The organism is Vibrio sp. SBT000027 (assembly GCF_963894355.1).
GTDB classification, from domain to species: domain Bacteria; phylum Pseudomonadota; class Gammaproteobacteria; order Enterobacterales; family Vibrionaceae; genus Vibrio; species Vibrio splendidus.
Genome location: NZ_CAWQGD010000001.1, coordinates 1,647,624 through 1,670,572, shown reverse-complemented (window position 1 = coordinate 1,670,572; position 22,949 = coordinate 1,647,624). Strand labels below are relative to the sequence as shown.

20 protein-coding genes are annotated in these 22,949 nt (G+C 43.8%); 12 read left to right on the top strand and 8 right to left on the bottom strand.

What is annotated here, in order from left to right:
- The first annotated feature begins 84 nt into the window (after positions 1–84).
- Complete coding sequence (pdxR, locus tag AACU28_RS07065; protein ID WP_121602659.1) at positions 85–1,542, top strand: MocR-like pyridoxine biosynthesis transcription factor PdxR; 1,458 nt, start codon at positions 85–87, stop codon at positions 1,540–1,542.
- A gap of 33 nt (positions 1,543–1,575) precedes the next feature.
- Here pdxR and yjeH read toward each other — a convergent pair whose 3' ends face one another.
- Positions 1,576–2,844 (bottom strand): L-methionine/branched-chain amino acid transporter, encoded by a 1,269-nt coding sequence (yjeH, locus tag AACU28_RS07060; RefSeq protein WP_108118109.1) that lies wholly within the window; start codon positions 2,842–2,844, stop codon positions 1,576–1,578.
- 256 nt (positions 2,845–3,100) lie between these two features.
- Here yjeH and AACU28_RS07055 point away from each other — a divergent pair, with 256 nt between their 5' ends.
- From AACU28_RS07055 to AACU28_RS07045, 3 genes are all read left to right on the top strand, one after another.
- Complete coding sequence (locus AACU28_RS07055; protein ID WP_121602658.1) at positions 3,101–3,562, top strand: Lrp/AsnC family transcriptional regulator; 462 nt, start codon at positions 3,101–3,103, stop codon at positions 3,560–3,562.
- The gene (locus tag AACU28_RS07050; protein ID WP_004730031.1) at positions 3,556–4,476 is read left to right on the top strand and encodes a LysR family transcriptional regulator; all 921 of its coding nucleotides are present in this window, start codon (positions 3,556–3,558) and stop codon (positions 4,474–4,476) included. The genes AACU28_RS07055 and AACU28_RS07050 overlap by 7 nt, the downstream gene beginning before the upstream one ends.
- A gap of 126 nt (positions 4,477–4,602) precedes the next feature.
- Positions 4,603–5,217, top strand: coding sequence for a LysE family translocator (locus AACU28_RS07045; protein WP_029221972.1), 615 nt, complete (start codon positions 4,603–4,605; stop codon positions 5,215–5,217).
- A 131-nt stretch (positions 5,218–5,348) separates the two neighbouring features.
- Here AACU28_RS07045 and AACU28_RS07040 read toward each other — a convergent pair whose 3' ends face one another.
- Both AACU28_RS07040 and AACU28_RS07035 read right to left on the bottom strand, forming a co-directional pair.
- A complete protein-coding gene (locus tag AACU28_RS07040; RefSeq protein ID WP_102442169.1) occupies positions 5,349–6,512 on the bottom strand; it encodes an alpha/beta hydrolase in 1,164 nt (387 codons plus the stop codon).
- A 53-nt stretch (positions 6,513–6,565) separates the two neighbouring features.
- Entirely contained in the window at positions 6,566–6,796 is a 231-nt protein-coding gene (locus AACU28_RS07035; protein WP_017061777.1) for a hypothetical protein, read from the bottom strand.
- A gap of 273 nt (positions 6,797–7,069) precedes the next feature.
- Between AACU28_RS07035 and hcp the strand changes: the two genes are divergently transcribed.
- The gene (gene hcp, locus AACU28_RS07030) at positions 7,070–8,731 is read left to right on the top strand and encodes a hydroxylamine reductase (RefSeq protein WP_004730037.1); all 1,662 of its coding nucleotides are present in this window, start codon (positions 7,070–7,072) and stop codon (positions 8,729–8,731) included.
- A gap of 119 nt (positions 8,732–8,850) precedes the next feature.
- Entirely contained in the window at positions 8,851–9,930 is a 1,080-nt protein-coding gene (locus tag AACU28_RS07025; RefSeq protein ID WP_121602657.1) for a hybrid-cluster NAD(P)-dependent oxidoreductase, read from the top strand.
- A 281-nt stretch (positions 9,931–10,211) separates the two neighbouring features.
- Here the strand turns inward: AACU28_RS07025 and AACU28_RS07020 are convergent, their stop codons facing one another.
- Positions 10,212–11,648, bottom strand: coding sequence for a glyceraldehyde-3-phosphate dehydrogenase (locus tag AACU28_RS07020; protein WP_004730041.1), 1,437 nt, complete (start codon positions 11,646–11,648; stop codon positions 10,212–10,214).
- A gap of 966 nt (positions 11,649–12,614) precedes the next feature.
- Between AACU28_RS07020 and AACU28_RS07015 the strand changes: the two genes are divergently transcribed.
- The gene (locus AACU28_RS07015) at positions 12,615–15,206 is read left to right on the top strand and encodes an ATP-binding protein (RefSeq protein WP_121602656.1); all 2,592 of its coding nucleotides are present in this window, start codon (positions 12,615–12,617) and stop codon (positions 15,204–15,206) included.
- 32 nt (positions 15,207–15,238) lie between these two features.
- Here AACU28_RS07015 and AACU28_RS07010 read toward each other — a convergent pair whose 3' ends face one another.
- From AACU28_RS07010 to AACU28_RS07000, 3 genes are all read right to left on the bottom strand, one after another.
- Positions 15,239–15,475 carry a hypothetical protein gene (locus AACU28_RS07010; protein WP_004730045.1) on the bottom strand — a complete coding sequence of 79 codons (237 nt, stop codon included), beginning with the start codon at positions 15,473–15,475 and terminating at the stop codon, positions 15,239–15,241.
- A gap of 164 nt (positions 15,476–15,639) precedes the next feature.
- Positions 15,640–16,266, bottom strand: coding sequence for a D-Ala-D-Ala carboxypeptidase family metallohydrolase (locus AACU28_RS07005; RefSeq protein WP_017094685.1), 627 nt, complete (start codon positions 16,264–16,266; stop codon positions 15,640–15,642).
- A 159-nt stretch (positions 16,267–16,425) separates the two neighbouring features.
- The gene (locus AACU28_RS07000; protein WP_004730049.1) at positions 16,426–16,740 is read right to left on the bottom strand and encodes a DUF496 family protein; all 315 of its coding nucleotides are present in this window, start codon (positions 16,738–16,740) and stop codon (positions 16,426–16,428) included.
- Positions 16,741–16,935: 195 nt separating this feature from the next.
- Here AACU28_RS07000 and AACU28_RS06995 point away from each other — a divergent pair, with 195 nt between their 5' ends.
- From AACU28_RS06995 to luxQ, 5 genes are all read left to right on the top strand, one after another.
- Positions 16,936–17,136 carry a hypothetical protein gene (locus tag AACU28_RS06995; RefSeq protein WP_004730052.1) on the top strand — a complete coding sequence of 67 codons (201 nt, stop codon included), beginning with the start codon at positions 16,936–16,938 and terminating at the stop codon, positions 17,134–17,136.
- A 63-nt stretch (positions 17,137–17,199) separates the two neighbouring features.
- Positions 17,200–17,856: a YceH family protein gene (locus tag AACU28_RS06990; protein ID WP_017082480.1), complete on the top strand. Its 657-nt coding sequence runs from the start codon at positions 17,200–17,202 to the stop codon at positions 17,854–17,856.
- Complete coding sequence (locus tag AACU28_RS06985) at positions 17,857–18,171, top strand: GIY-YIG nuclease family protein (RefSeq protein WP_004730056.1); 315 nt, start codon at positions 17,857–17,859, stop codon at positions 18,169–18,171.
- Between the two features lie 312 nt (positions 18,172–18,483).
- Entirely contained in the window at positions 18,484–19,578 is a 1,095-nt protein-coding gene (locus tag AACU28_RS06980; RefSeq protein ID WP_121602655.1) for a substrate-binding domain-containing protein, read from the top strand.
- On the top strand, positions 19,578–22,148 hold the full coding sequence (luxQ, locus tag AACU28_RS06975; RefSeq protein WP_121602654.1) for a quorum-sensing autoinducer 2 sensor kinase/phosphatase LuxQ: 2,571 nt from the start codon (positions 19,578–19,580) through the stop codon (positions 22,146–22,148). Before AACU28_RS06980 ends, luxQ begins: the two co-directional genes overlap by 1 nt.
- Before the next feature lie 61 nt (positions 22,149–22,209).
- On the opposite strand, the gene AACU28_RS06970 is transcribed toward luxQ, so the two are convergent.
- Positions 22,210–22,869: a PilZ domain-containing protein gene (locus AACU28_RS06970; protein WP_102491108.1), complete on the bottom strand. Its 660-nt coding sequence runs from the start codon at positions 22,867–22,869 to the stop codon at positions 22,210–22,212.
- Positions 22,870–22,949 lie beyond the last annotated feature (80 nt).

Sequence of the window (22,949 nt, the reverse complement as noted above, 5' to 3'; positions counted from 1 at the left end):
TCCTTAATCATTGCCTTTTGATTAATGTAGCGATTAACTGGTCTATTAAATAGAGCCACTTTTAAACACTATTTGGATCCAGTTATGCAGCCTATTGATGTCGGTGATCTACAGTTAGACGAACAACACGACACGCGCCAAACCGCCTTGTTTCACGCGATCAGAGAAAAGATCGTTCACGATTTATGGAGTAAGGGCAGTAAGTTACCTTCAACACGTAAGTTGGCCGTTGAGTTATCGGTGAGTCGAAACACGGTGATCTACGCGTACGAACAACTGGTTACCGAAGGTTATATCGAGAGTAAGCAAGGTTCAGGGTTTTATGTGTCGGTTGAACAGCCCGAGCACTTCCTAAGTTTGTCTCAGTCAAACAGTGTTCAGGGTATACAGGTTAAGCGCGTAATAAGTAAGTCGAGTGCAAACATAGAGACACCTAACGACATTAACCGCAGCTTTGCCCCTGGAGTTCCTGACTTAGATGCATTCCCTTTTGCGAAATGGCAGAGGCTGCTGCAACGTCACTCTACACGTCAGAGCATTGCGGGCAATCAAGAGGTTCAGGGAAGCTTGGCCTTGAGAGAAGCGTTGAGCGGGTATCTTGCGAGTAGTCGCTCGGTTAATTGTAGTGCTGATAGAATCATCATCACCGCTGGTGCGCAGCAAGCCATCTCAATCGGATTAATGGCGACGTTAGCGATGGGCGACAAAATCCTTGTGGAAGAGCCGGGCTATCGACAAGTGCATAAAATTATCGATCTATTGAGACTAGAGCTAGACGGTGTGAGTGTGCGTGAAAAGGTTGGGTTAGATATTGAAAAAGTGCTCTCCAGTAACGCCAAGGCATTGTATGTCACGCCGAGTAACCAATACCCAATGGGCACGACCCTCAATACTGATCAACGCCTTAAACTGATTGATTGGGCTAATAAACATCAGTCATGGATCATTGAAGATGACTACGACAGTGAGTTCCAGTTTGCTCATCGTCCCTATACAAGCATGCAAGGCTTGGCGGGTAAGTTAGGGTTCGATGATCGCATCATCTATGTCGGCTCTCTGAGTAAGGTGATGTTCAATGGCCTCCGATTAGGTTATTTAGTAGTGCCAGAACGTCTGGTGGCGAAGTGTCTTGAGATTAAAGACGCGCTCACCGGAGACACGGCGTCTCATACACAAGAAGCTTTGGCGGATTTTGTTCGCGAAGGCGATTTATTGCGTCATATTAGAAAGATGCGTCGTTCATACAAACTCAAGCATGAAGCGATGATAGAAGCGATTAAAAGTGAGTTTCATGGCGATCTTGAAGTGATTAGCCAAGCGGCAGGGCTACATGTGACCGTGAAGTGGTATCAAGGCATATCTGAACATGAGTGGAGTCGTAGAGCAGAGCTTGAAAATATCATCATTCGTCCTTTTGACTTTTATGAATATGGATCAAGTGATGCTCGTGATTGGAATGGGGCGGTGTTGGGGTTTGGAAATATTCGTTTGGCTGAGATAAAGCCGAAGATCAAACAGATCGCTCGGCTTTTTTATCAGTAACGGCGGTGATGCTATTTATAATTTATCGACAAGCTACAACTTGTCGATAGAAACAGTTTTACCTTTACCTAGCCACTTACGCCAAGGGAGTGACAATGTCACAAAAATAGTGACGGCATAGAGCATCGACCAGCTTAAACAGATAAACACCAAGGTACAGATGACCAGTGAGAGTATGGCGGTGTATCTAGATGCGCCAGTCAGTAATCGGCAAGCCGCTAACATTGCAAGCAGATAAACCAGAACGAAAATACCGTTGGCGAGTTTAAGAAAGAATTCGAGATCGAGATTAGACAACTCACCAATCACACAAGAGATAAGCGCGACAAAGCCAATTGCTAAGGTTGGGTAAAGTGGCACACCACGGCTATTGAGTTGAGCCATTCTACTTTCAGGACTGTGTTGGCGAGCCTGAGCCCAAATCATACGAGACAAGCTTTGTGTGTAAAGGTTTAGGCTAGCAAAACAAGCAAAGAAACCCAGCACACTGATGACGGTTTTGAAGCCATTACCAAACAGTTGTTCTGTTACCCACGGGATGGATGCAGCATCAAATTCAGGTGAACCATAAGCGCCTAGCTTGATAATAACCACCGAGCAAGCCCAGTACACTATGCCCGCAACGAAACACCCTGCAATGATTGCGATGGGAAAGTCACGCTGTGGATTTTTAAATTCTTCTCCCATGTGAGCAAAGGCTTCTATTCCGACAAAGCACCAAAACATCACCGCTAAGGCTGCGCCAATCGACCACATCGAATCGGACGTCATGGTCGGAACTGCGATGTCAGCTGCTGTGATGTCGGCTTTCCAAACAAAGGCGCTAACCAAGGCGAAAATCGACAAGGCAATCACCGTTTGTAAGCGGCCAGAAGACTTACTGCCCATCAAATTGACAGCAATAAGCAGAGCGACGGTAAAGGACTGAGCGCCAAGTGGCGTGTCGAGTGGCGCTGGCAATAGTTGTTGTGCAAAACCTCCAGCCAATGCAATGGCAGCCGGAATACCGACAGGAATAACACTCACAAACAACCAAGCTACGCTGGTTTCTAATCGCTCACTGAATGCCTGACGCACAAAATAGGCCGTGCCACCTGCATTGGGGTAGCGTTTTCCTAGTGCGGCAAAGGTTAGTGCAATCGGGCAAATAGCGATAAACAGGATTAACCACGCGAGTAGTGACAACTGTCCTGCAATGCCTGCTGCGATCGCAGGGATCATAAATAATCCAGTGCCTAGCAAGGTAGTCGAGAGTTGTCCGATTCCTGAAATAAGCGTGATTTCTTGTTTGAGTTGTGTCATTCGCTCTCCTAGCTATTGGCTTATCATATCGGCCTTCTTGTGCCTGTTTTCTGATGTTTGGGTGATGCTATGAATGAGAGCATACATTGTCGACATCAATAATACAGCTAGCGAAACGTCTTAAGACACCGTCAATTTAACGGTTTTAACTTGATTAAGCGTGAAAGTGTCGGCTGTCATAATGGCTGTTATAAGTAGGAAAGTTGTGTCAAATTAGGCGTTATAAATAGAACAATAAATGGAAAGAATCAGAAGCATGGATAAATTTGAACGCCAAATTTTGGATATTCTCAAAACCAATGCACGATGCTCAGTGAGCGATATCGCCCGAGATGTCAGTCTCTCGCGTTCGGCGGTGAATGCCAGAATCAAGAAACTGGAAAGCGACAAAGTGATTACGGGTTATTGTGCTCAAGTGGCAGAGCCCAACCAAACGAAGAATGTGTGCGCCTACATCTTGTTGAAGTTCGACATGTCGAGCAGCGACCATAGTTGTGAGTCTTACGCGACACGAATCCAGAGTATTGATGAGGTGCAATGGTGCCACTCTATTAGCGGTGAGACCGATATGATGCTTTATGTTGAAGTTGAAAGCATGGATCGTTTGAACCAAATCCGCGACCAGCTGCAAAGCTATCCAGAGCTTCGACACCTCATGACTCATACTGTCTTGACGGAATTTTTTAACAAACAGAATGCGACGGTGCATTCATGTTAGGCAATATCAACTTAAACCTACTGCGCTCTCTGCATGTGCTTCTCGAAGAGTGTCATGTCAGTCGAACAGCTCAGCGTTTGCACATCACGCAGTCGGCGGTGAGCCGTCAACTGGCTCAGCTTAGAGATCTATGTGGCGATCCTTTACTGGTTCGTGATGGCAACAAACTGGTTCCGACTAACCGTGCTTTGTTGCTCAAAGGCAAACTCGATGACTTGCTTGGAGAGTTCGATCACCTTTTAGACGATAAACCCTTTGAACCGCAAGACTGGCAGGGTGAACTGGTATTGTCTTCGAGTGACTATGTGGCTCAGTATATTCTTCCTGTTATTGTTGCAGAGGTGTCCGCCGAAGCCCCGAACATTAATTTGGCTTTCCGCTTGTGGCAGCCAAATTACCTTGAAGCTCTGAACGAGTCGGGTATTCATTTGGCTTCCAGTATGTTTCCCACAAAGCCTGAACATGTCTCAAGCATTAAGCTTGGTGAAGATAAATCGGTGTGTTTGATGCGCAAGTCGCACCCATTAGCCCACCAATCGGCTTTGAGTGCAGAAGATATCGTCAGCTACTCTCACATCAAAGTGACAGGTGGCGGAGATAAAGACAGCTACGCGGACATAGCATTGAAGAAAAAAGGGCTTAAACGAAGAGTGGCTCTGCAGGTTCCGTTCTTTTCATCCGCTGGAACCGTATTAATGCAAGACGACTATCTGATGATAGTGCCTGAACATATCGCCTATAACCTAGGTCGGCACCTCGATACTGCCTATTTTTCTTTGCCATTTGATACGGAAATGCACACCTATTGGTTAATGTGGCACCCCAAGTATGACAACGACTCTGCCCACAAATGGGCGCGAGAAAAGGCATTCCAAGCGATGCAGAAGTCGAGTTACAATATCAGTATGACTTGAAGTCATAGGTGTAATGATAATCTTTGATTTCAAATAATACCTCCTGCGAATTATTGTAAGTGCTAAGTATTGAGTATTAAGCAAAGAGCGTTCCGCTGGGCGCTTTGTTTTACTAGGAATGGAATGATGACAGTAACAATTTGGTTTTCTCTATTAGCGATTTGCTTGTTGGGTGCAATGTCTCCGGGCCCAAGCTTGGCGATGATTGCAAAACACAGTCTGGCTGGTGGCCGCATGAACGGGCTTATCGCGGCTTGGTCTCACGCCGTAGGCATCGGTATTTATGCGTTCGCAACCATTGTTGGTTTAGCCGTTGTACTTGAGCAATCACCCATGTTGTTCAAAGCCATTAGTTTAGCGGGTGCAGCGTATCTGCTTTATCTCGGCGTGAATGCGTTGCGTTCGAAAGGTGGTGTTGCCGCGAAATTGGAAGCGGGTGAGCAGATGAGTTACATGCAGTCTGCTCGCGAGGCTTTCTTGATCTCTATCTTGAGCCCAAAAATCGCGCTGTTCTTCATCGCTCTGTTTAGCCAATTTGTTGCGTTAGGTAATGAACTGACCAATCAAGTGATTATCGTCTCAACACCGCTACTTGTAGACGGTTTATGGTACACATTTATAACCTTGGTGCTGTCTAGCCCTTTGATTGTTGAACGTATTCGTTCGAAAGCGCAGTTGATTGACCGATTGTCAGGTGTGGTGTTGATTCTGCTTGCTGTGCGTGTGGTGTGGATGATTTAGTCATCACTAGACCTTAAGATCTAAAACGGCTCACAAGAGATTATCTTGTGAGCCGTTTTTGTTTCTACTTATCTAAACGCTAAACGCTAAACGCTAAACGCTAAACGCTAACAGTTAACAGCTAAAAGAAGTTAGCCTGCTGAGTTTAGAACCGAGTCTAATTCTTTCATTGAGTCAGCAAAGTAAGGGTTATAGGTCAAACGTGCATGGTTTTTTCCATCTTCACGATATCCCCATGCTGAGTACCAAACTTCACTTGTCGCGTTGCACTGTTCTTCAAAACCTTCCTCTTGACCATTGGAGCAGATCTTCTCGCTACCATTGATTCCGTAATACGGATTGCTTGGCGAGAACAGTAAACCCATGTGAGAACCGTTCGAGATGCGTTGTTCCGGGAGTTTCATGCTGTACTGAACCGCTCGCGGATCATCGAGTGTCGTCTCACCTTGCCAGATCAACACATTGTTTGGGTTGGGCATCGATTCAGTAAACGCTTGTTGAACGAAACTGGTGTCAATCACGCTGTCGCCTTCACTCATCATAATAAACACCGGTTTATCGAAGTGCTTATCTTGTAAGTCATCACGAACGACTTCTGATGTCTCGTAGTAAACCGAGGCACCGTTCATTGGCAATGAGTTGTAACGCAACACGTTGTCTTCAGGATCTTGATCAGCCCAAGTGAAAAAGTAGCTTGCGAGCCCCGCGTATTGAACGGCAGACGAGCTTGGTTGAAACGCAGGAGAGAACAGCAGTAATCCGGAGATCTTTGGATCGTTCATCGCTTGCGAAGTGACGAGATTTGCGCCTGTTGAATAGCCGCCAAGCCACACAGAATCATACTCTTGCTCAAGCAACTTGGTATGGTGAGCGACCACACCTTGCCAATCATCTAAGCTCGGTTGCATTAGGTCACCCACACGACTACCGTGACCCGGAAGCAATACCGTTCTCACTAAGTAACCTTGCTCAGCCAAATGGGTAGCGATGTCTTTAAACGAATAGGGTGAATCACCTAATCCATGGACCAATAACACTGCCTTGCCGTTTGGTGAGGCTGGTTTGTATTCAGTCGGGGAGTTCAGTTGAATCTCAAGCTGCTTGTCTTTTGTCATGAACACGCGGTTTTTCAGCAGCCAATCTTGGGTGTCATTGACGTAGGCATCAAAGTTGTCTTGCTGATAGCTAGGCAAGTCTGGAGATGTTTCGTAAGCGGGTATAGTTGTCTCGTTGGAACAACCAACGAGACTTAAAGTCGTTAAGGCGAGCAGCGTTAGAATGGTATTTCTATGCATTTTTTAATGTTGTCTCTGTTGTGCTTTCACTGTGTTTGAAACTTAAGTTTAGATTACTTTTTGCTTGAAAGGTCTTCGTATTCACCTTCAATAACACCGGCATCATTGGTTGATGACTGACGAGTGTTCATATGAGCTGCGAAACCTTGTTTCTTCATTTGATTCTGAATGCGTTTGCCAGTGATTAAAGCTGCAATAGCTAAAGGAATAGCAAGGATCAAGCTTGTGAATAACGCCAATAGGCCAGTAAACAACGCAACAATCGTAACTAATATATTTTTCATATTCATTCCTCTTTTTCTATGTTGTTACTATATCGCTTCTATTCTGAACGAAACATGAACACCACCAAATAATTCTAGAGAGTCACTATGACACAGGTGTGTGTGGATTGAGAGTTTATATGTAGTCATAATCACGCACTAAAATAAGGGAATAAAGGCAAGATCAATAAAATCAATGAGTTAAAAGTTGGCACGGTTGATGCTCTATAGGGTTTGGAATAAGTCACTGTAAGCAAAGTACTTACAGTTAACTAAAATATTACTGGAGCCCTTATGTTCTGTATTCAATGTGAACAAACAATTCAAACCCCAACCGTAAAAGGCTGTTCTTTCGCACAAGGTATGTGTGGTAAAACATCGGAAGTATCCGACCTTCAAGACGTGTTGGTGCATTCTCTTCAAGGTGTTTCTTTCTGGGCCAATTTAGGCCGCGCTTGCGATGTTATTGATACTGAAATTGACGAATGGGCACCAAAAGCGTTCTTCGCAACACTGACTAACGTTAACTTCGACCCTGCTCGTATTATCGAGTTCGCACAACAATCTCACGAGTTTAAGCAGCGTTTAGAGCAACAGGTACGTGCGGCTGCTACGTTGATCGGTTTTGAAATCCCAGCACTTTCGGCTGCTGCGCAATTCGATCTTCCAACCGATTCTTCAGAGCTATTGGCGCTTGCCCCTCAAGCTGCGGTAAACCGTGGTCACGACTCTCAACATGAAGATGTGATTGGTCTTCGCCTTCTTTGCCTATACGGTCTAAAAGGTGCGGCAGCCTACATGGAGCACGCGCGTGTTCTTGGTCAAACTGACAATGCTATTTTTGCTGAATACCACGAAATCATGGCTTTCTTAGGTACTGACCCATCTGACCTAAAACAACTGCTAGATACGTCTATGCAGATCGGCTTGATGAACTACAAAGTCATGGAAATGCTGGATAAAGGTGAGACAGATACATTTGGTCACCCTCAACCAACAACCGTGAACGTGAAGACTAAGAAAGGCCACTGTATTCTTGTTTCTGGTCACGACTTACATGATCTAGAAAAAATCCTTCAACAAACGGAAGGCAAGGGCATCAATGTTTACACTAACGGTGAGATGCTACCTGCACACGGTTACCCTGAACTGAACAAGTACCCACACCTTGCGGGTAACTACGGCAGCGCTTGGCAGAACCAGCAAAAAGAATTCGCTAACTTCCCTGGTGCCATCGTAATGACATCTAACTGCCTGCTTAACCCTGATGTAGGTTCTTACGCAGACCGTCTATTTACGCGTAGCATCGTAGGCTGGCCGGGTGTTGATCACCTTGAAGGCGACGATTTCAGCGCAGTAATCGACTGTGCTCTTGCGCAAGAAGGCTTCAAACACGATGAGATCGAGCAAATGATCACTGTCGGTTTTGGTCGTAACGCACTGATGGAAGCGGCTCCGGCGGTTATCGAGCAAGTAAAAGAAGGCAACATCAAACACTTCTTCCTAGTCGGTGGTTGTGACGGTGACAAATCTGAACGTAGCTACTACACAGACTTTACAGCTCAAGCGCCAGAAGATTCAGTAATCCTGACACTTGCATGTGGTAAATTCCGTTTCAACAAAAACCAATTCGGCGACATTAACGGTATCCCACGTCTGTTAGATGTTGGCCAATGTAACGATGCTTACTCTGCGATTCAACTTGCTATCGCACTGTCTCAAGAGTTTGATTGTGGTATCAACGAACTTCCGTTAACGCTGGTTCTATCTTGGTTCGAGCAAAAAGCGATCGTTATCTTGCTTACTCTGTTCGCTCTTGGTGTGAAAGGTATTTACACAGGCCCAACAGCGCCAGCTTTCCTAACAGAAAACCTATTAAAGATTATGCAAGACGAGTTCGATATGCGTTCTATCTCAACGCCAGAGCAAGATCTTAAAACAATCTTAGCGGCTTAATTTAAGCCAGCTCTAAGCCCCGTTGTTGTGACGTTTTTCTAAAACAGACGACGGCGGGGCTTTTTCGATTTAAATCTTTAGTCATTTAATCATCTAGTCATTAGCAAGGTACACGAACTATGTATGCATGGTCGGATAGCGATTCAATCAATTTAGTGTGTTTAAAGAAATGGCACGAGACGCCAGATACGGTCAGCTTTGAGCTTGGCAGCGTTCCACAAGACTTACATTTCAACTTTAAGCCGGGGCAATTTATTACTCTGGGTTTGGATATGCCGGCGAAAACGGATTACCGTGCTTATTCTGTAGCGTCTTGTCCTGAAGATAACCGCCTGAAGCTGACGGTAAAGCGTGTGGAAGGTGGTTTGGTTTCGAACTTTATTGTTGATGAACTTGATGAAGGTGATGAGGTTTCTGTATTGAAGCCTGCTGGTGCGTTTAACTGTATTGATTGCATGCCAACGGCGACAAAGAAAGTAACGCTAGTGAGCGCGGGTTGCGGTATCACTCCGGTGATGGCGATGGCGAAGTATTGGTTGGCTCAAGGCAGTGATGTTGAAATCGATTTTGTTCACATGGCACGTAATCGACGTGAGACTATCTACTTTGAAGAGCTCAACCAACTCGATGAGACACACGCTAACTTTAACCTTAAGTTGCTTCTGAAAGACAGTGAAGGAACAACTGCTCCCCAAGGTCGTCTAGATAAGAACTGGTTGGTAACACTCAGCCCAGATATCTTAGACAGAACCGTTTACTTGTGTGGGCCGGTTAGCTTTATGCAAGACATAGAGAACTACCTGAAAGAACTTGAGTTCAACATGGATAACTTCTACCAAGAAAGTTTTACTCCCGCGACTCAAAGTAATAATTCACTAGCCAATAGCAATACAGCTTCAGAAGAATCACAAGCAGAAGCGTCTGCAGATTCAAATGGTGCCGTTAAGGTGTTTGTTCCTGCATTTGGCGCAGAGGTAGAAGCGGAGGCGGGCACACCACTCGCTGATTCATTAGAGAAAGCTGGTGTTCCAATTATCATCGCTTGTCGTAGTGGGATTTGTGGTTCGTGTAAGTGTAAAGTAACCAAAGGTTCGGTGGAATCAAGCAGCCAAGAAACATTGACGCCTGAACAGATTGAACAAGGTTATGTACTCGCGTGTTCGAGTTCGATTCAGTCAGATGTTGAGATTGAGTTGTAACAGATGTGAAGTGAAGCTTTCCAAGAGTGACGAGGATAAAGTTCTTGTCATAGCGATAAAAGTTAGCTTGCCAGATGTAAAAAGGCCACTTAGATCAGATAGAGAGAGCAGATCTAAGTGGCAACCTTCCTGTTTATACGGGGGAGTAAAACAAGAAGGGTTGCAAAGCCCATTACAGACCTCGCAGATATAATTATTATGTTGTGGAGCTGGTTACCTAAAACTGTTTATAGAATCTAAGGAAGTAATAGAATCTAAGCATTTTACAGGCTCTAAGCAGTTTATACTTCAGGGTAAGTCTTGTAGCGCACACCCATCATCTGTTCCATACAGTGAACAACCTGACAGCTGTAGCCAAACTCGTTGTCGTACCAAATATACAGAACAGCACGGTTGTCTTGTGCGATAGTCGCAACACCGTCAACCACACCAGGGTGGCGAGAGCCAACCAAGTCCGTCGATACAATCTCAGTCGAATCTGTGTAATCAATTTGTGCAGACAGAGAAGAAGACAGCGCCATTTCACGTAGGTACTCGTTCAATTCTTCTTTGTTTGTGCCTTTCTCAAGGTTTAGGTTTGCTACTGCCATTGAAACATTTGGCGTAGGTACGCGAATCGCATTACCTGTTAGCTTACCTTCCATTTCTGGCATCGCTTTTGATACCGCTTTAGCAGCACCAGTCGATGTCAGAACCATGTTCAATGATGCAGCACGACCACGACGATCGCCTGAGTGGAAGTTATCGATTAGGTTTTGGTCATTTGTAAATGAGTGAACCGTTTCAATGTGACCAGACAGTACACCGAATTTATCGTGAACCGCTTTCAATACTGGCGTGATTGCGTTTGTCGTGCAGCTTGCAGCAGAGATGATCGTGTCTTCTGGTTGAATGACATTCTCGTTCACACCAAATACTACGTTCTTGATGTCGCCTTTGCCTGGCGCAGTCAGTAGTACTTTCTTCGCACCGTTACATGCAACGTGTTGGCTCAGGCCTTCAGCGTCACGCCATACGCCTGTGTTATCAACCACAAGTGCATTTTCAATACCGTAAGTCGTGTAATCCACTTCTTCTGGCTTGTTTGCGTAGATAACTTGAATGAAGTTGCCGTTTACGATGATTGCTTTACGTTCTTGGTCAACTACGATACTGCCGTTGAACTGGCCGTGAACAGAGTCACGACGAAGTAGGCTAGCACGTTTTTCTAGGTCGCCGTCTTTGCCACCACGTACAACGATTGCACGTAAACGAAGTGGGTAACCTGGGCCACTTTTCTCGATCAATAGACGAGTTAGCAGTCGGCCAATACGACCAAAACCGTACAATACAACGTCACGAGGTTCTGTCATTGCATCGCCTTGAAGCGATTCTACAAGTGCAGTTTGTAGAAAATCATCCAACCCGTGAGTGTCTTCGCGATCTTGCCAGAATGCATGGGCAAGGCGACCAACATCAATACGACATGGAGACAAGTCCATAGAGAGAAGGTGTTGAATGATTGGTTGAGTCTGTTCTGCTGTAAGAGGAGAACCAGTGTAACGTTTTGCGATACGGTGAGCTTTGATGATGTCGATAGTTGTCGCGTTAACCAGGGTCTTGCCGAAGAGGATAACTTCTACGCCTTTTTGACGGTATAACTGACCTAAAGTTGGAGCGATGGATTCAGCAATAGTTTGACTAGTTTGCCAGTCTAGGAGGTGCTTTTCGGGACTCATCTTTACTCGGGACCTTTCACGTTAAGTTTCTGCATTCATGGCGGTTGTAGGGAAGCCAATCAGCATAGGGGATTTGAGGCATCAGGCTGTGGTCTTTATTGCCACTTAAATGTGCTTGATATGCCTTGTGTGCAACTTGTAATTTTTATGTGGCAGGATTGTAAGGTACGACGGGTTATTCTGCTAGGAAAAATAAATGCAGACAAATTATCTGTAAGTTGGCTTTATATTAGCCATAAATCAAGTTTTTAGTGTCGATAAAGACTATTGACTTTAACAATCTGTAGCACTTATTTTTCGCCAAAAAATACTCAAATCAAAATATTATATGTAATAGAAGTCATAGTGATCATTAAAGATGTGATCGTTAGCTCAAGTTACACGCAAACAGTAAACGATAAATAAGGTGATTAATGCGTTTTCTTGTTCGACCTTTGAATACGCCGAATTCGAGTGCGAAAAGTGCATGACGCAAACGTTTGGATCTCACAAATTTCACTTAACTTCGGTGTTTGTTGGTTTATAGAGTCATTACTCCCAACCTTGTGGAGCCGAGAAGCGTGGCCGTTTGCTTATTATGCGAGTGATAATAACTGGACAAAGCTTGCTTCGTTAAATTTCACTTGTTCATACCTCGTTTGTATACAGCTCTCTCATCTATACTCCTCCTGTTTAAACATCTTGTGTCTAGAGCTCGCGTGTTCAAAGCATATTTGTTTTAAGTCTATCTGTTTAAGTAACAGCCCCCCTTTAAAGCCTAAACATGGAGGTAAGTTGATCATAATTTACCGTTCTGGGCTCAGAGTATCGTTTGTTCATATCCAATTTGATCAATAAGTCCTGTTAATGTCCTATTCTTAACTTGGGCTAGGTAAAATTACTTTCGGGAAGGGAGTCGTTATAAAAATGATAAACATGTCAATTAGATGGCGTCTTATATTTCTTTCCACGGTTTCTGTATTCATCATGTTTGGTTTTACAGTCAATGAAGTGCTCAAGAACGATAAGAAGATGAATCACCTTGAAACAACTCGTATTAAGGTTGAAGCGCTTCAATCTTTTAATACCGTTTCAAGCGATGCTTATCGATGGTTGGTTCTGTCTAATGACTCTCCAGAGAAAGAGCTGCTGCTTTTAAAGCTGCAAGCTGATTTAGCTAGACTCGCTCAGTACGAGAAACAGCTTCGACAGTTCGACAGCAATTGGACTGTTGAACCACAGTTGGTTGAGCTTAAGAGTGTGTTAGCGAAACTCGCTCGCGTAACCTCCAGTATGAACAATGACGCATCACAAATTACGGACAACAACACGCAACTGACAGAGCAGGCCTTCGACTTGCTAAAAGGCGTGTTAATGGAGCTATCTGAGTATCGCATTAACATCGTGGACGAAAAGATCAGTCAAGCTGACGCGATGTTTATCAATCTTACTCACTACGTGTTTTGGACTCAGCGAGAAGCGTGGTTGAGCTACCGCTTGTATCGTTCTCCAGAGCTGATAGATCAATATTTATTGAGTTATGTTGGTGCTTTAGAAAGGCAGCAGCAGTTATTAGATACGTTTTTCCGTTCTGGAAGCCGTTCGCCTGAAATTAGAAAGCTATTAAGTACGTTTTCTAAAGATGATCTTCAAAACCGTTTTACAGCTCGAATCCTCAAAGGTGATTTCTCGTCGCCTGAAATATATGAACATGTGGAAGGTTTAGAACGAAAGAAGCTAGCGATTTCAAAGGCAGTGGGTGCTTACACGAAGCAATTACAGTTTGATCTGACCAAAAATATAGCGCTGCAAAAAAGGCAAACCTTAGTTATGACATTGCTTATTCTTGTCGTTTCAGGTGTGTTGTTGTGGCTCGGTGTTGCGACATCTCTTCGCTTAAATCGAAACCTATCGATTATTTTGAAAGGGGTGTCTGAATGCGCGGATAGCTACGGCAAGCCCAAGGTCATTCATATTCAAGGCAACGATGAACTTGCCGAGTTCACTGAAACTTTGAATCGAGTGATGGAGCGCAACTATCAACATAACAAAGAGTTAGTAGAAGCAAAGGAAGATGCAATTTCGGCTAACAAGGCCAAGAGCGCATTTTTAGCCAATATGTCCCATGAGATACGTACACCACTCAACGGGATTATTGGGATGGCTGAGATCTTATCTCAAAGCCAACTGAGCGCGAATCAACAAGAAGTGTTAGGAGACATCGAATCGTCTTCTCACTCATTACTGGTTCTGCTTAATGACATTCTTGACCTCTCCAAAATCGAGTCGGGCAACTTAATGCTGTCGCCACACAATGCTGATCTGAGAGAGGCGGTTTACGACTCAGTAAGTGTGATTTTATCCAAAGCGATAAGTAAAGATATCGAACTCGACATCAATATCGATTCCCAAACCCCACCGCAGCTGTTTTTCGATGAGTACCGTGTGAGACAAGTACTGACCAATTTACTGTCTAATGCCATCAAATTTACGTCAAAGGGCACGATTACGACGGACATTGCATACAGACCTATGTCTTTGGGTAGAGGCAAGCTGGAATGCAGTGTGTCTGATACTGGAATTGGGATTGAGCCAGAGAAGCTAGAGTCCATATTTGAACCTTTCACTCAAGAAGATGGCAGCATTACTCGCCAATTCGGTGGGACAGGGTTAGGCCTTGCGATTTGTCGACAGCTTGTTGATTTGATGGGGGGGTACATTACCGCGCGTTCAGTGAAAGGAGAGGGCTCAACGTTCACTTTTTGTTTGTATGTCGACACTGTCGAAACTCATGTTCAAACCTTCGACAACCTAAGCCGTGCGACTATTATCTCGAATTCTTTCAATTACCTAGATCAACTGGTCAAAGAGTGTGAACGCTTAAATGTTCGACCTAATGTTGTGTCATCCATTTCGGATCTTGATGAAAACCTGAAAGAAAGTGACTTCATACTTTATTGTCATACGCTGCATCACTCCATGGATAAAGATCTTGCGACGCTGAAGGCGTTATACCCTTTGGCTCGCGTTATCGTGTGTCAGCATCATCTCTTTAAAACCAATCTAATCACAGAAACGGTTCACTCAACTCATACATTGCCATTCTTGGGTCGACGATTCTTAAACAGCTTACAATCGCTTGATGTTGGTGAAGAACAAGCGCCGACGGTGGAAGCAAAAGATGAAGAGGTTCGCTCTCTGAATCGACGTATTCTGATTGTTGAAGATAACCTAATGAATCAGAAGATAGCGAGCTTCTTCCTTGAGCAAGCGGGTTATGAATATTTGATTGCCAGTAATGGCCAAGAAGCGGTGGATGTCATCACTCAAGGCGCTCAGTTTGATGCCATCTTAATGGACTGCATGATGCCTGTTATGGATGGTATAACGGCGACCCGTGCGATTCGACAGTGGGAGACTGACCAACAAGCCGCACCATTACCTATCATTGCTTTAACCGCCAGTGTTTTGGAAGAAGACATCAAAGATTGCTTTGAAGCAGGCATGAATGCCTATTTGCCGAAACCTTATAAATCCCACCAACTGTATGACCTGTTCAGTAGCCTTGATATTGTCTAACTGGCTCATTATCAAGGTTAGCACTGTGCGATTTAGCGAACTTCTAACCCAAGGTTGTATTGCGCAAGGCAGCGACCGACATAACTAATCTTTAGTAATGCAGCCACTAAGATCGTGCTGATGTGTGCGACAATTTGAATTGGCAGTGAGAAGTGATCGGCCATCGGATAAGCAACAATAATACTGAGTAGCATAAGCAAGGCGGTGGTTGCTAGACTGAAGTTTGAAACAGAAAGTAGCGTTTGAAAGCGTTGAGTCATCGTCTTCATATTGAATTCCTAATTGCTATTAATAATTATGATACTCGTTATCAATAGCAATTAGCGTTCCAGTTTTATTTTAATCATTAAATCAATTGGTTAAAGTGTCCTGTTAATTATATGAGTCATAATGACTTCAATGGCTGTCGTGTCTTTATGACTCCGTCGGGTTATTACCACTGTCTGAATCCGCAAGTATCGATGTGGAATCGAACACCAGAATACAACCCCAGCCCAACGTTATTTTTTTGCCCAAATTCAGCATGAACCTTTTTAAGTTTCACGTGTAGATCTTCGCGAGTAATATCATTCGCAGGAACTAAGTCTAAGGCGCAGAATTCCAAGTGTTTACTTCGCAGTGCGCCGCCAGCTTGTTGATTGTAGATATTGGTTCGCTCTCCGGACACAGGGATAACAACGCCAATTTCAGGCTCAATATATTGTTGTATGTACTTAAGGGTATTGATCATGTTTGGCACATGTTTCTTATTGGGAAGGGTGAACAGGGTCGTATTGCTCATTGCCCAGTCTGTCCCTTGAAGTAGCACTAGGTGCAAAGGCATGCTTTGCGTAATGCCCGCTTCTTTGAGCTGTTGCCCAATCTCTCTTACTTTGTCTTCTGCGTGATTCAGCAGCATCCAGCCTCGAAATGCCGAACGAGTAGGAACCTTGTAGCCATGAACATCCACCACGAGGTCGTCGTAGGTGATTTCAGTTTCTTCGGTATACAGTCTTTCAAATTCTTCAGGATAGGGTTGAGTTGTTGATATCGCTAAGGTAATCAGAATACTTGCGTACATAGGTCACTCCGTTGCTTACGTTCACCTAGTTAGTTAGTTAGTTTTACAGTTGCTCAGTTTTACGTTCGCTTAAGTATAGACGTTAGAATTTGGGCATAAAAAAACCCACTACTAAGAGTGGGTTACTAACATTGTTGCAAGTAAATTCGCTAGGTTAGATTACTTCTTACCTTGAGTTTGCTTGTCTTCTTCTGTTAGTTCACGAATGCGGCGGCTGATGTCGCGACGAGCTTTAGAGATCTCTGCACTCTTGATGATGTGATCATCAACGCGGTCTTCGTAGTCAGCTTTCATGTTTTTGATAATGCCTAAGATCTCGTCGTGAGTCATCTCTGGCTTGATGTAATCAAGTAGGTTATCAAGAAGGTCGACACGCTTGCGGTTGTCGCGAACTTTCTTTTCGTTGTCTAAAAGTTCACGCTTAAGTTTGTTCTTACGTCGTGCTTGGTTAACAATTTCAAATACGCTGCTCATAGATTCCTTTTCCTAATCGTCAAATACGTTGTCTGGTTCTGATTAAAGCACATCAGTTAGTGTTGTAACAGTCTTTAGATCAAAGCAAAAGTAAGGTTGTATAATTATTCGGCACTCTCGCTAAAGTGCGATTGTTTTTATCTAACTGTTCAAGTTAGTATCCAGTATAGACACGGCATTGATACGAAATGTGAAATGAATCAACAACAACTGGAAACAGAAGATTTGGGCGACGATGTCACTGAACCTTCGGCAGAGCAAAACAAGCTTCGTGATGCGTATGTACAAGAACGTACTTATTTGGAAGTCGTGGAAATAGAGCTAAATCGTTCTAAGATCATAATGATTGATGAACAAGGCAGAAAGAAACGAGTACCTATTTTGTCTGAGCATTAGCCATTACTGGCTGCATTGTTAAATGTTGAGATGGAATTATCAAAATAATAAAAAGGAAAAACGATGAACACAGTACTTTCCCCAATTGAAGCGAGAATTATCGGTTGCTTGATCGAGAAAGAAGTCACTACCCCGGATCATTACCCGTTAACGTTAAACAGCTTAACGACTGCATGTAACCAAAAGAGTAACCGTGAGCCCGTTCTCTCTCTGTCTGAGTCGGACGTTTTAGATGCGGTTGATGGTTTGATAGCTCGCCGCATGGTGAGTGATGAGAGCAGCTTCAATAGCCGTGTTAATAAGTATCAGCATCGTTTCTGTAATACTGAGTTTGGGGATTTGCAATTTACAGAGCAAGAACGCGCAATCATCTGCTGTATGCTGCTTCGCGGGGCGCAAACTCCTGGCGAACTGCGTACTCGTACTGGTCGTCTTGCTAATTTTAGTGATGTGAAAGAGCTTGAAGCGACACTCGATAAATTAGCCGTAAGAGAAGCGGGTGCTTTAGTCGTGAAGCTACCACGTGAAGCGGGTAAACGTGAATCACGCTACCAGCACTTATTGAGTGGTGAAGTGGATGTTGAAGCGTTTGCGACGGCATCGGTAAGTGCGGTTGCACCCTCTGCGACAAGCGAAAAGTTTGAAGAGCTTGAATCAGAAGTCGCAAGCCTACGTGAAGAAGTGGCAGAGCTTAAGGCTCTGGTTGAATCACTGCTTTAGATGTCTGAGTCTGATAAAAATGCGGATTGGGTCGTGTACTTAATCCGCAATCGTCACAATGCCCTTTATTGTGGCGTGACGAATAATTTAGAACGTCGATTTGAACAACATCAAACGGGTAAAGGTGCCAAAGCTTTAAAAGGTAAAGGCCCACTTAAGCTAGTTTGGAGTTTTGGTGTTGGATCAAAAAGTGAGGCGTTGAAAACCGAATACGCGATCAAACAACTACCAAAATCTCGCAAAGAAAAATTGGTATCACTCAAACTAATTATTGAGTGGCAACAAGACAGAATTCAATATATCGAAGTCTCATAATTCATAGCTAAAATGTTTGTTATTGATTAAATCTTAATAATGTAATGGACTATAATAAATAAATAAATATAAGTCTATGAATTTTAACGGTAATTACTCTTGCTGTGAATGGGCTTAAATCATCATTGAACTCGTTGTTCTTAATCTCCATTCTAAATTAACATATTGCTCATTTAGAATGTCGTTCTAATTAGTGTTAGACGCTATCATTTATCATCGTTGTCCTACATAATATCTTTCAGCCATACAAAGAGATGGTGTCATGCTAGGTTAAAAAATGAGCCAAAGTAGCTCATATAAAACGAGAAAAATATGAAACGTTTACTGATGTTGTTAGGACTTGCCGTATTTTCTGCGTCCGCTCTCTCCCATGGTACTCATGTCCTCAATGGGTACTGGGAATACCAAGATTATCTTTCCAAGTTTCCAGAGCAAAAAGCACTGACCGATAAAATGGTTGAAGCTGTGCAAAATCACCCTGTGCCATTGAGACGAGCTCAGAATGAGCCTATTACGATCTCAGTGGTGTATCCGGGTCAACAGATCTCCGACTACTGGGTTCGTAACATTCAAGCTTTTGAGAAACGCCTCGATAAGTTGAGAATTAACTATCAAATAAATCAGGTGTTTACCCGGGTTAATGCCGATCTCACGCAAACAAGCATTTCATTGCAAGAAGCGATAGAGAACAAAACGGATTACTTGATTTTTACATTAGACACGACGCGCCACCGCAAGTTTATTGAGCACGTGTTGAGCTCTACTGACACCAAACTCATTCTGCAAAACATCACAACACCAGTGCGTGCTTGGGCTGATAGACAGCCGTTCATGTATGTGGGGTTTGATCATGCGACAGGCAGTTTAAAATTGGCGAATTACTTTAAAGAAGTGAGCAAACCAGACAGCAAATATTCTGTGTTATATCGCTCAGAGGGCTACATCAGTGATGCTCGTGGAGATACCTTTATCCATGATGTGAACACCGATACGAACTTTGATCTTAAGTCTTCGTTTTACACGAAATCAGACAAAGAGAGTGGTTACCAAGCGGCTAAAATCAGCATTGCGAACGATAAGGACCTAGACTTTATCTATGCATGTGCAACCGATGTCGCTCTGGGCGCTGCGGAAGCCATTCGTGAATCTGGTCGAGATATCTTAGTTAATGGCTGGGGAGGCGGATCCGCTGAACTGGAAGCCATTGCAAAGGGCGATTTAGATGTCACAGTCATGCGTATGAATGATGATACCGGTATCGCTATGGCAGAGGCGATCAAGTGGGACCTGGCCGGATTGGAAGTTCCTACGGTTTACTCTGGTGAGTTTGAAGTTGTGACCAAAGATGATTCACCAGAACGTATTTCAGAACTTAAGCAGCGAGCATTTAGGTACTCAGGTCAATAATGAAGAAAAGCTACGCCAGTACACCTAGGAACACCTTAGCTAAACTCATTACACGTATCATTATTTTAGTGATAGGCGTGATGGCACTTGGCGTACTTATTCATAATTATGAAACCAGCAGTAATATCGTAAAGCAAGAGACGAATCGAACGGTCCAGCAAACCTCTAGCTTGATCCAAAATATGTTTGATTACCGTTTGTCGGTGCTGCAAATCCATCAAGACAGTAGCTCACATAGTGAAACACTCAGAGCGTATTTTGATACCCACAATGAAGAGGCTCTGAGTTATTTCTTTTTTGGTGTTGACCAAAGAGAGCCGGATCATGCGCCGGATCTTCGCTTTGTTTCTACTCATGACGGTCTGGCCTGGGAAGATGGCAACGGTCAGTTTTATGGATTGGATGAGTCCAACCTAAAACATATCTCTGATGAGGTTTCATTTAGTAGTAACTGGCATTTCATTAAAGTGATAACCGATATTGGTAAGCGTCATTTGTTGGCTCGCCGAACCCCTATTGTGGATAACAAAACAGGGGAGGTTCTTGGTCAGCTCTATATCGCGATCGTACTTGATAACAATTTCTCTCTGGCTGAGTCTATTCAGAAGGGCAGCAACTGCGAAAATATTGTTATCGAAGCGCACGGTACACCGGTTACGTCGACATTCAGTGGCGATGAAAGTTACACAATAACGGACATCCTCAACTACAAAATGTACGAGCAACTGCCTCGTCATTTCGTTACCATCGCGACCATTAAGATCAATGCCGTTGAAACGCCCCTTACCATTCGAGCTGTCCAAAAGAACACTAACTTCATTGCGTTAGAAGAGAACTATGAGCGTGCGATCATTGTTGTGATTGTGGTGATCATATTGATGTCTTTCTTTGCGAGAGCTTGGATTCAAAGAAAGGTGGCGGCTGAACTCGATAAGTTGATGGACTTTACTCGCTCAGCAAGTGACGGCGAAGAGTACAACAAGTTCGATGGCTCCAACATTTTCGAGTTTCATCATATTGGTTGCACCCTTGAGGATACTTTTGAACGTTTATCTGAACAGAACCAAAAATTCCAAGATCTCTTTAACTTTGCTCATTCACCTATCTTGGTTTGGTCTGATAAAGGTGACTTAATTCAGATGAACCCCGCTGCTCGTATGGCGCTATTTGACGCCGATGATAACTACGGAGCAGTGGCTCAAGAGTTTGAGCATCGCATGCTACCGAATATCCATATGGTGGTTCAAGGTTCAAAGCTGACGGGCATTAACGTTCCCATTGGTGAAAAGGTGTTTCGTTGGAACATGTCTGCAATTCGCGTTGAACACGGCATTACCGGTGTGGTGGTACAAGGCCAAGACATTACTAAGCTCATTGAAGCCGAGAGGCAGGCTGATCGAGCAAGAGAAGAAGCTGAGCACCTTGCGAATGTGCGGGCAGATTTCCTCGCAAAGATGAGCCATGAGATTCGTACACCGCTTAACGGTATTCTTGGTGTTTCTCAATTACTGAAGCGCTCTATACACAGTGAAGATAACTGTGAACAGGTGGATGTACTTTGTAATAGTGCGGAACATTTGCTGGCGGTACTTAACGATATTTTGGACTTCTCAAAGATAGAGCAGGGGCAGTTCAATATTCAAAAGAAAGACTTCCGCTTAGGGGAACTGGTTAATACATTAGATAGTATCTATCGTCCGCTTTGTGGCGATAAATCGATCGCATTTACTATTGTGAATCACTTGGTTGATGACATTGAAATAAACACCGACCAAGTGCGCCTGAATCAAATCATGTTTAACTTGGTGAGTAACGCTCTTAAGTTCACTCACCAAGGCGGTATTTCCGTTAGTTTTGAGCTCGAGAGTATCTTTAACTCTGATCACGCCAGCTTAATCGTGCGAGTGAAAGATTCCGGAATTGGTATTGATGAAAGTAAAATTGATGCTGTTTTTGAACCCTTTGTTCAAGCCGAAGAAACCACGACTCGTGAATATGGTGGGACAGGGTTGGGCCTAACGATTGTAAAAAATCTGGTCGATATGCTGGAAGGGGACATTCAAGTCCGCAGTGAGATAAACCAAGGTTCGGAGTTCATTATAGAAATTCCAGTGGAAGTGCACTCTAAGCCGCTATTGGACATGAAGCAACAAGCCGATATCGAACCAGAGGCGTTGTTTAGTCGATCTTTGAACGTATTGCTGGTGGAAGACAATCACACCAACGCCTTTATTGCGCAGGCTTTCTGTAAAAAATATGGCATGGTAGTTACTTGGGCAAAAGATGGCTTAGAAGCGCTAGAAATGGCTAAGGCGACAACCTATGATCTTATTTTGATGGATAACCAACTTCCCAATCTTGGTGGCGTTGAAACTACTCAGCAACTTAGGAACGATATTGGCGTTACAGCCCCGATTTATGCGTGTACCGCTGATGCTCAAGCGTCGACAAGAGACAGCTTTATGGCTGCTGGGGCTAATTACGTGATTGTAAAACCCATTAAAGAAGAGTCGCTACACCAAGCATTTGTTCATTTTAAAAACTCACATTGGGATGTAACGAACTACTGATCTAAACCTTTGAAAGTGCGATAGAACAAGTGTTGTGAATAAACTTTACTTGAACACGCATTTATACAAAGCCGGCAACAAAGGCTTGCTCCAGCAGCAGCGTTTTTAACTCGTCACTCATATCTAGGTGTTCAGGGAACTGAATGCCTAACAGCCAACCTTGGCCTTGTCTTTTTTTGCTCACTACGTTGTAGACCTGTTCGCTATCTAAGTACTCACTTAAGACAGAGTTTACTTGTATCTTCCAACCGACATCGATATCGGATTGCTGGGTAATATAGACGCCACAGCCTGAGACTGAAAAATCGACCAGAGTGGCATCTAATGACAAAGTATCAAAGGTAACTTCACAGCTGAGTCGTACCTTATATCTTTCGTGTTCACGGATAGGCTTGGTCGCAAAGCTTGAAGGCGGACGAAGGAAAATAAGGTGTGCTGGCGAGGTGATATGAGCCAGTACGTTGGTTTTAAACGCGACAATGTGTCCAAGTTCGGTGTCGGTGATGGCACGAACAATAATATCCACGTTGATGAGTTTTCTGAGCGTCAGTGCTTCTGTCGCTTTTTGTGACAGCTCAAGGACAAGGTATTGTTCTTCTTTGTGTCCGATATAGAGTGTAGTGATCTGGATCGAGTCGTCTGGGCCAAATTCTAATACACCTGCTGTTTTTGTACCGGGTTTGAGGTATCTAAACAGTTCTAAGTTTTTATCTTTATGCATATTCGTTACTGAACAATGTTAATCGTCTGATAAAATAATATAACGTCCTGATAAAACTATGTCATTAGTTTCATTGAGGT

Bases quoted from the DNA above. Each gene is read 5' to 3' on its own strand.
- pdxR (WP_121602659.1), top strand. From the start codon at position 85: ATGCAGCCTATTGATGTCGGTGATCTACAGTTAGACGAACAACACGAC.
- yjeH (WP_108118109.1), bottom strand. From the start codon at position 2,844: ATGACACAACTCAAACAAGAAATCACGCTTATTTCAGGAATCGGACAA.
- AACU28_RS07055 (WP_121602658.1), top strand. From the start codon at position 3,101: ATGGATAAATTTGAACGCCAAATTTTGGATATTCTCAAAACCAATGCA.
- AACU28_RS07050 (WP_004730031.1), top strand. From the start codon at position 3,556: ATGTTAGGCAATATCAACTTAAACCTACTGCGCTCTCTGCATGTGCTT.
- AACU28_RS07045 (WP_029221972.1), top strand. From the start codon at position 4,603: ATGACAGTAACAATTTGGTTTTCTCTATTAGCGATTTGCTTGTTGGGT.
- AACU28_RS07040 (WP_102442169.1), bottom strand. From the start codon at position 6,512: ATGCATAGAAATACCATTCTAACGCTGCTCGCCTTAACGACTTTAAGT.
- AACU28_RS07035 (WP_017061777.1), bottom strand. From the start codon at position 6,796: ATGAAAAATATATTAGTTACGATTGTTGCGTTGTTTACTGGCCTATTG.
- hcp (WP_004730037.1), top strand. From the start codon at position 7,070: ATGTTCTGTATTCAATGTGAACAAACAATTCAAACCCCAACCGTAAAA.
- AACU28_RS07025 (WP_121602657.1), top strand. From the start codon at position 8,851: ATGTATGCATGGTCGGATAGCGATTCAATCAATTTAGTGTGTTTAAAG.
- AACU28_RS07020 (WP_004730041.1), bottom strand. From the start codon at position 11,648: ATGAGTCCCGAAAAGCACCTCCTAGACTGGCAAACTAGTCAAACTATT.
- AACU28_RS07015 (WP_121602656.1), top strand. From the start codon at position 12,615: ATGTTTGGTTTTACAGTCAATGAAGTGCTCAAGAACGATAAGAAGATG.
- AACU28_RS07010 (WP_004730045.1), bottom strand. From the start codon at position 15,475: ATGAAGACGATGACTCAACGCTTTCAAACGCTACTTTCTGTTTCAAAC.
- AACU28_RS07005 (WP_017094685.1), bottom strand. From the start codon at position 16,266: ATGTACGCAAGTATTCTGATTACCTTAGCGATATCAACAACTCAACCC.
- AACU28_RS07000 (WP_004730049.1), bottom strand. From the start codon at position 16,740: ATGAGCAGCGTATTTGAAATTGTTAACCAAGCACGACGTAAGAACAAA.
- AACU28_RS06995 (WP_004730052.1), top strand. From the start codon at position 16,936: ATGAATCAACAACAACTGGAAACAGAAGATTTGGGCGACGATGTCACT.
- AACU28_RS06990 (WP_017082480.1), top strand. From the start codon at position 17,200: ATGAACACAGTACTTTCCCCAATTGAAGCGAGAATTATCGGTTGCTTG.
- AACU28_RS06985 (WP_004730056.1), top strand. From the start codon at position 17,857: ATGTCTGAGTCTGATAAAAATGCGGATTGGGTCGTGTACTTAATCCGC.
- AACU28_RS06980 (WP_121602655.1), top strand. From the start codon at position 18,484: ATGAAACGTTTACTGATGTTGTTAGGACTTGCCGTATTTTCTGCGTCC.
- luxQ (WP_121602654.1), top strand. From the start codon at position 19,578: ATGAAGAAAAGCTACGCCAGTACACCTAGGAACACCTTAGCTAAACTC.
- AACU28_RS06970 (WP_102491108.1), bottom strand. From the start codon at position 22,869: ATGCATAAAGATAAAAACTTAGAACTGTTTAGATACCTCAAACCCGGT.